This is a genomic window from Cupriavidus sp. DL-D2 (assembly GCF_039710735.1).
In the GTDB taxonomy this organism is placed as follows: Bacteria; Pseudomonadota; Gammaproteobacteria; order Burkholderiales; family Burkholderiaceae; genus Cupriavidus.
Window position 1 is genome coordinate 1 of the sequence record NZ_JBDKXK010000114.1, and the last position, 6,725, is coordinate 6,725.

The window sequence follows — 6,725 nt, forward strand, 5'->3', positions numbered from 1 at the left end:
ACCAATCTCGACTATGCTCAATACTCGTGTGCACCAAAGCGAGGTGTGAGCATGGCGTCAGACACATCATTGATTGCCGAGCAAGGCGTGGCCACCCTGCCCGATGCGGCTTGGGCGCAGGCCCGGCAACGGGCGGAAATCATCGGGCCGCTGGCAGCGCTTGATGTGGTCGGGCATGAAGCCGCCGATGCCGCTGCTCACGCGCTTGGCCTGTCCAGGCGGCAGGTGTATGTCCTAATCCGCCGTGCCCGGCAAGGTGCTGGGCTTGTGACGGACCTGGCTCGCAGCCGATCCGGCGGCGGAAAAGGCAAGGGACGCTTGCCGGAATCAGTTGAGCGCATCATCCGCGAGTTGCTGCAAAAGCGCTTCCTGACCAAGCAGAAGCGCAGCCTGGCGGCCTTTCACCGCGAAGTCACTCAGGTGTGCAAGGCTCAAAAACTGCGAGTGCCGGCGCGCAACACCGTGGCCTTACGGATCGCCGGCCTCGATCCGCTCAAAACCATGCGCCGCCGGGAAGGCCAGGATGCCGCCCGCGACCTGCAAGGTGTAGGCGGCGAGCCTCCTGCCGTGACCGCGCCGCTGGAGCAGGTACAGATCGACCATACGGTCATCGACCTGATCGTGGTCGATGAGCGCGACCGGCAACCGATTGGCCGCCCGTACCTGACCCTCGCCATCGACGTGTTTACCCGCTGCGTGGTTGGAATGGTGGTCACGTTGGAAGCGCCATCCGCCGTCTCGGTCGGCCTGTGCCTTGTGCATATCGCCTGCGACAAGCGCCCTTGGCTGGAAGGGCTGAACGTGGAAATGGATTGGCCGATGAGCGGCAAGCCCTTGCTGCTCTACCTAGACAACGCGGCCGAGTTCAAGAGCGAGGCCCTGCGCCGGGGTTGCGAGCAGCATGGCATCCGGCTGGACTATCGTCCGCTGGGACAGCCGCACTATGGCGGCATTGTGGAACGGATCATCGGCACGGCGATGCAGATGATCCACGACGATCTACCGGGAACAACCTTCTCCAACCCGGACCGGCGCGGCGACTACGATTCCGAAAACAAGGCCGCTCTGACATTGCGCGAGCTGGAGCGCTGGCTCACATTGGCGGTCGGCACCTATCACGGCTCCGTGCACAACGGCCTGTTCCAACCGCCGGCGGCGCGCTGGGCTGAGGCCGTGGCGCGTGTCGGTATACCGGCCGTCGTCACCCGCGCCACGGCTTTTCTGGTCGATTTTCTGCCCATCATCCGCCGCACGCTGACCCGCACCGGCTTCGTCATCGACCACATCCACTACTACGCCGATGCGCTCAAGCCGTGGATAGCTCGGCGCGACCGCTTGCCTGCGTTCCTGATCCGGCGCGACCCGCGCGACATCAGCCGCATTTGGGTGCTGGAGCCGGAGGGTCAGCACTACCTGGAAATTCCCTACCGTACCTTGTCGCACCCGGCTGTCACCCTATGGGAACAACGGCAGGCGCTGGCGAAATTACGGCAGCAAGGGCGCGAGCAGGTGGATGAATCGGCACTGTTCCGCATGATCGGGCAGATGCGCGAGATCGTGACCACCGCACAGAAGGCCACGCGCAAGGCGCGGCGCGATGCGGATCGACGCCAGCACCTCAAGGCAACGACACCGCCTGTCAAAGCGATGCCACCGCCGGACGCAGAGATGGCTGACCCGCAGGCAGACAAGCAGCCACCAGCCAAGCCGTTCGACCAGATCGAGGAGTGGTAGCCGTGGACGAATATCCCATCATCGACTTGTTACACCTGTTGCCGGCGGCGCAGGGATTGGCCCGGCTGCCGGCGGGCGAGCGCATCCAGCGTCTTCGCGCCGACCGCTGGATCGGCTATCCGCGCGCGGTCGAAGCGTTAAACCGGCTGGAAACCCTGTATGCGTGGCCGAACAAGCAGCGCATGCCAAACCTGCTGTTGGTCGGTCCAACCAACAACGGCAAGTCGATGATCATCGAGAAGTTCCGGCGCACGCATCCAGCCAGCGCCGACGCCGACCAGGAGCACATCCCGGTACTGGTCGTTCAGATGCCGTCTGAGCCGTCGGTGATCCGTTTCTATGTTGCGCTGCTCGCCGCAATGGGCGCGCCACTGCGCCCGCGCCCCCGACTGCCAGAAATGGAACAACTGGCGCTGGCACTGCTGCGCAAGGTCGGCGTGCGCATGCTGGTGATCGACGAGTTGCACAACGTCCTGGCCGGTAACAGCGTCAACCGCCGGGAATTCCTCAATCTCCTGCGCTTCCTCGGCAATGAACTGCGCATCCCACTGGTCGGGGTCGGCACGCGTGACGCCTACCTGGCCATCCGCTCCGATGACCAGTTGGAAAATCGTTTCGAGCCGATGATGCTGCCGGTATGGGAGGCCAACCACGATTGCTGCTCACTGCTGGCCAGCTTCGCCGCTTCGCTTCCACTGCGGCGACCCTCGTCGATTGCCACGCTGGACATGGCCCGCTACTTGCTCACACGCAGCGAGGGCACCATCGGCGAACTGGCGCACTTGCTGATGGCGGCGGCCATCGTCGCCGTGGAGAGCGGCGAGGAAGCGATCAACCATCGCACGCTGAGCATGGCCGATTACACCGGTCCCAGCGAGCGGCGGCGGCAATTCGAGCGGGAACTGATGTGAAGCCAGCGCCACGCTGGCCACTGCATCCGGCCCCCAGAGAAGGCGAAGCCTTGTCTTCGTGGCTCAACCGCGTGGCCATTTGCTATCACATGGAGGTGTCCGAGCTGCTGGAGCACGATCTTGGTCACGCTCAGGTCGATGACCTGGATACCGCGCCACCACTGGCGCTGTTGGCGATGCTCTCCCAGCGGAGCGGCATCGAGCCGGACCGGCTGCGTTGCATGAGTTTCGCCGGCTGGGTGCCTTGGCTACTGGACAGCCTTGATGATCAGATTCCAGACGCATTGGAAACCTATACGTTCCAGCTCTCGGTGCTGCTGCCGAAACTCCGCCGTAGGACGCGATCCATCACGAGCTGGCGTGCCTGGCTGCCCAGCCAGCCGATACATCGCGCCTGTCCGCTCTGCCTGAACGATCCGGAGAACCAAGCCGTACTGCTCGCGTGGAAGCTGCCCCTGATGCTGAGTTGCCCGCTGCATGGCTGCTGGCTGGAATCCTATTGGGGCGTGCCAGGGCGGTTTATCGGCTGGGAGAACGCCGACGCCGAACCGCGCACCGCCAGCGACGCGATTGCGGCGATGGACCAGCGTACCTGGCAGGCACTGACAACCGGTCACGTGGAGCTGCCGCGCCGAAGCATCCACGCCGGATTGTGGTTTCGGCTGCTACGCACGCTGCTCGATGAGCTGAACACCCCGCTTTCCGCGTGCGGAACCTGCGCGGGGTATCTCCGCCAAGCCTGGGAAGGCTGCGGGCATCCGCTGCGTGCTGGGCAAAGTCTGTGGCGACCGTATGAAACCCTGAATCCGGCAGTACGGTTGCAGATGCTGGAGGCGGCGGCAACGGCAATCAGCTTGATTGAGGTGAGGGACATAAGCCCGCCGGGCGAGCATGCAAAGCTGTTCTGGTCCGAACCCCAAACCGGTTTCACCAGTGGCCTGTCGGCGAAAACGCCGAAGCCCGAACCCGTCGATCACTGGCAACGGGCAGTCCAGGCCATCGATGAGGCCATCATTGAAGCGCGGCACGACCCCGAGACGGCACGCTCGCTGTTCGCGTTGGCTTCCTATGGTCGGCGCGACCCCGCTTCCTTGGAACAGTTGCGCGCCACCTTCGCGAAGGAAGGCATCCCCCCGGAATTTCTGTCACATTATGAGCCTAGCCTACCCTTTGCATGCCTTAGACAGAATGACGGGTTAAGTGACAAATTTTGACGTGCAGAGCTTCCCGATGCAAACTGTCACATAATCGAACGTATACGTGACGGGTGAAAAGGTGCTGATCGGCTACATGCGGGTATCGAAGGCGGACGGATCCCAGTCCACCAATTTGCAACGCGATGCGCTCATCGCCGCTGGTGTGAGCCTTGCGCACCTTTACGAGGATCTGGCCTCGGGCAGGCGCGATGATCGCCCAGGGTTGGCTGCTTGCCTGAAGGCGCTTCGTGAAGGGGACACGCTGATCGTGTGGAAGCTCGATCGGCTTGGCCGTGATCTGCGCCACCTGATCAACACCGTGCACGACCTAACTGCGCGTAGCGTGGGCCTGAAGGTCCTGACCGGTCACGGTGCGGCGGTCGACACGACGACTGCCGCCGGCAAGCTTGTGTTCGGTATTTTTGCCGCGCTGGCCGAGTTCGAGCGTGAGTTGATTTCCGAGCGAACAGTCGCTGGACTTATCTCGGCGCGCGCTCGCGGCAGGAAAGGGGGGCGCCCCTTCAAGATGACCGCCGCCAAGCTACGCCTGGCGATGGCCAGCATGGGGCAACCGGAAACCAAGGTGGGCGATCTCTGCGAAGAACTCGGGATTACCCGGCAGACGCTCTACCGGCACGTGTCGCCCAAGGGCGAACTGCGGCCAGACGGCGTAAAGCTGCTCTCCCTCGGTTCAGCCGCATAAATGGAGGCGACCTGGAACGGGGCGCTGTTCAGTGCGGCAACGATCCGATTACCGGTGTCGACCCAGAGCAGCCGTAGAGCTTTTGGGAAAGCTGTCGTTCAACCGTTTGAGTTGAGGGCGCGGCCCGTCAGGGCCATCGGCCCTCGAACGAATTGTTAGGCGTACCTGCATTCTTGGCCAATTTGTTCAGCCAAGGTAGAAAGACCATTTACAGTTAACGTTGGCTCGATTCCCCACGGATCGAATAATGCCTCAGGGGAACGTTTAATCCACGCCGCACGCATTCCTGAAGAAATGGCTCCAATTACATCGAATGGATTACTTGATACAAGCCAAGCATCCGCTCCCAAAGCACCAGCCCTTCTCAAAAAATGACTATATACGCCGGGGTTTGGCTTGTATGACTTCATTTCATCAACACTCACCACGCCGATAAAGTGGTCCCGGATTCCAGCATTCTTTAGCAATATCTCTACCGCATCGGCGCTGCCATTCGAGAACGCGAACATTCTAAAGCCGGCTTTCTTTGCGCGAGCCAACCCGTCTTCTACATCGTCGAATGCCGGCAGTACTTTATATGCGCCCAAGAGTTCCTCCTTCTCTTTCAGGCCAAGCGGGACTTTAAAGTATGAACTCGCGTAATCGAGAGCATTGCTGGTACATACGGAAAAGTTTTCATAATTCTGCATTAACCCACGACGAAATGAATATTCGAGTTGTTTCTCACGCCAAGTACGAGAAAATTCAGAGGCTTTATCGCCAACATGTTTTTCCAACGCAACGATAACGCCATGCGTATTGATTAGAGTTCCATAGACATCAAACGCAAGTGTAATAGCCATGTGATTCCTTTTCATTATTGCGGTGCCAAGATTGGACGCCTAACTTTGTTTTAGGGCGACTGCCCTGCTGCGTAACATCGTTGCTGCTCCATAACATCAAACATCGACCCACGGCGTAACGCGCTTGCTGCTTGGATGCCCGAGGCATAGACTGTACAAAAAAACAGTCATAACAAGCCATGAAAACCGCCACTGCGCCGTTACCACCGCTGCGTTCGGTCAAGGTTCTGGACCAGTTGCGTGAGCGCATACGCTACTTGCATTACAGCTTACGAACCGAACAGGCTTATGTCCACTGGGTTCGTGCCTTCATCCGTTTCCACGGTGTGCGTCACCCGGCAACCTTGGGCAGCAGCGAAGTCGAGGCATTTCTGTCCTGGCTGGCGAACGAGCGCAAGGTTTCGGTCTCCACGCATCGTCAGGCATTGGCGGCCTTGCTGTTCTTCTACGGCAAGGTGCTGTGCACGGATCTGCCCTGGCTTCAGGAGATCGGAAGACCTCGGCCGTCGCGGCGCTTGCCGGTGGTGCTGACCCCGGATGAAGTGGTTCGCATCCTCGGTTTTCTGGAAGGCGAGCATCGTTTGTTCGCCCAGCTTCTGTATGGAACGGGCATGCGGATCAGTGAGGGTTTGCAACTGCGGGTCAAGGATCTGGATTTCGATCACGGCACGATCATCGTGCGGGAGGGCAAGGGCTCCAAGGATCGGGCCTTGATGTTACCCGAGAGCTTGGCACCCAGCCTGCGCGAGCAGCTGTCGCGTGCACGGGCATGGTGGCTGAAGGACCAGGCCGAGGGCCGCAGCGGCGTTGCGCTTCCCGACGCCCTTGAGCGGAAGTATCCGCGCGCCGGGCATTCCTGGCCGTGGTTCTGGGTTTTTGCGCAGCACACGCATTCGACCGATCCACGGAGCGGTGTCGTGCGTCGCCATCACATGTATGACCAGACCTTTCAGCGCGCCTTCAAACGTGCCGTAGAACAAGCAGGCATCACGAAGCCCGCCACACCGCACACCCTCCGCCACTCGTTCGCGACGGCCTTGCTCCGCAGCGGTTACGACATTCGAACCGTGCAGGATCTGCTCGGCCATTCCGACGTCTCTACGACGATGATTTACACGCATGTGCTGAAAGTTGGCGGTGCCGGAGTGCGCTCACCGCTTGATGCGCTGCCGCCCCTCACTAGTGAGAGGTAGGGCAGCGCAAGTCAATCCTGGCGGATTCACTACCCCTGCGCGAAGGCCATCGGTGCCGCATCGAACGGCCGGTTGCGGAAAGTCCTCCCTGCGTCCGCTGATGGCCGGCAGCAGCCCGTCGTTGCCTGATGGATCCAACCCCTCCG

General features: G+C 61.0%; 6 protein-coding genes. 5 read left to right on the plus strand and 1 reads right to left on the minus strand.

The features are described 5' to 3' along the window. Positions 1–51 precede the first annotated feature (51 nt). From ABDB81_RS30060 to ABDB81_RS30075, 4 genes are all read left to right on the plus strand, one after another. Positions 52–1,734: a Mu transposase C-terminal domain-containing protein gene (locus ABDB81_RS30060; protein ID WP_031297276.1), complete on the plus strand. Its 1,683-nt coding sequence runs from the start codon at positions 52–54 to the stop codon at positions 1,732–1,734. Positions 1,735–1,736: 2 nt separating this feature from the next. Continuing rightward, positions 1,737–2,645 (plus strand): TniB family NTP-binding protein, encoded by a 909-nt coding sequence (locus ABDB81_RS30065; protein ID WP_021264342.1) that lies wholly within the window; start codon positions 1,737–1,739, stop codon positions 2,643–2,645. After that, on the plus strand, positions 2,642–3,859 hold the full coding sequence (locus ABDB81_RS30070) for a TniQ family protein (RefSeq protein WP_023444278.1): 1,218 nt from the start codon (positions 2,642–2,644) through the stop codon (positions 3,857–3,859). Before ABDB81_RS30065 ends, ABDB81_RS30070 begins: the two co-directional genes overlap by 4 nt. Positions 3,860–3,920: 61 nt before the next feature. Further along, a complete protein-coding gene (locus ABDB81_RS30075) occupies positions 3,921–4,544 on the plus strand; it encodes a recombinase family protein (protein WP_003155741.1) in 624 nt (207 codons plus the stop codon). 155 nt (positions 4,545–4,699) lie between these two features. Here ABDB81_RS30075 and ABDB81_RS30080 read toward each other — a convergent pair whose 3' ends face one another. Next, positions 4,700–5,386 carry a haloacid dehalogenase type II gene (locus ABDB81_RS30080; RefSeq protein ID WP_023444277.1) on the minus strand — a complete coding sequence of 229 codons (687 nt, stop codon included), beginning with the start codon at positions 5,384–5,386 and terminating at the stop codon, positions 4,700–4,702. Positions 5,387–5,565: 179 nt separating this feature from the next. Here ABDB81_RS30080 and intI1 point away from each other — a divergent pair, with 179 nt between their 5' ends. Then, positions 5,566–6,579, plus strand: coding sequence for a class 1 integron integrase IntI1 (gene intI1, locus ABDB81_RS30085; RefSeq protein ID WP_000845048.1), 1,014 nt, complete (start codon positions 5,566–5,568; stop codon positions 6,577–6,579). The last annotated feature ends 146 nt before the right edge of the window (positions 6,580–6,725 follow it).

Excerpts from the sequence above, each read along its gene's own strand:
- ABDB81_RS30060 (WP_031297276.1), top strand. The coding sequence starts at position 52 with ATGGCGTCAGACACATCATTGATTGCCGAGCAAGGCGTGGCCACCCTG.
- ABDB81_RS30080 (WP_023444277.1), bottom strand. The coding sequence starts at position 5,386 with ATGGCTATTACACTTGCGTTTGATGTCTATGGAACTCTAATCAATACG.
- intI1 (WP_000845048.1), top strand. The coding sequence starts at position 5,566 with ATGAAAACCGCCACTGCGCCGTTACCACCGCTGCGTTCGGTCAAGGTT.